This window comes from Methyloparacoccus murrellii, from assembly GCF_054657115.1.
The window spans coordinates 1-912 of sequence record NZ_BAAHXD010000110.1 but is presented as its reverse complement, the minus strand read 5'-3'; the positions used below and the strand labels follow the sequence as shown (position 1 = coordinate 912).

Annotated in this window: 1 protein-coding gene; it reads right to left on the bottom strand. The window is 67.9% G+C overall.

The annotated features are described in order from the left end of the window. Nucleotides 1-8: 8 nt before the first annotated feature. Nucleotides 9-912 (bottom strand): methyl-accepting chemotaxis protein (locus ACYQ1H_RS15520; protein WP_460028941.1); only part of this gene is annotated, 904 nt, incomplete at its 5' end.

Here is a 912-nt window from a genome sequence, read left to right as displayed (position 1 = left end):
CCGCGCCGTCAGCCCTCCCCGCGCAGCCGGAATGCCGAGATCTCGCCACGCAGCTCGTCAATGGCCCCCTCCAGCCGATGGGTGGCCGTGGTGGTCGCCTCCAGCGCCCGTACCGACACCCGCACGCTCTCGGTCAGGCTGACCATGGCGTCGCGTATCTGCCGCGCACCCGCCGACTGCGCCCGCATGCCTTCGTGCACGGCGTCAAACTGCGGCAGCAGCGCCTGCACCTGCTGGATGATCTCGCCGAACCGCTGGCTGATCACACCGGTGTCGGCCACGCTGCGGTTGACCTGTTCGGCAAACTTGTCCATCTCCATCACCCCGCCGGTCACCGAGTCCTGCATTTCCTTGACCATCTGCTCGATGTCGAGGGTGGCTACCGCGGTCTGATCCGCCAGCCGGCGAATCTCCCGTGCCAGCACGGCGAAGCCAAGGCCATATTCCCCGGCCTTCTCGGCCTCGATCGAGGCGTTCAGCGACAGGAGGTTGGTCTGGTCGGCGATCCGGGTGATGGTGGTGGTGACGCTGCCGATGGTGTTGGCCTTCTCGTTGATCAGGCCCAGCCGCCCGGAGATCGACTGGGTGGCCTCCGCCAGGGCGCGCATCGCCCCTTCCATGTGACCCAGCGAGGCCTGGCCGGCGTTGGCCAGGGCGGTGGTCTGGTCGGCCACCTGGGTCAGGCCGGCCATGGTGCCGAGCAGCTCCTCGGAGGTGGCGGAGATTTCCTGGGTGGCGGCGGCGATCTCGGTGGTGGTGGAGCCGAGGTTGTTGACCTCCTCGCTCTGGGTCTTGGACATGGCGCTGAGGCTGTTGGCGGTCGAGACCAGGTCGATGGTCGAGCGCTGCACCTGGCCGATCAGCGCGTTCAGATAGGCCACCATCCGGCCCAGGGCGTTGATCAGCTTGCCG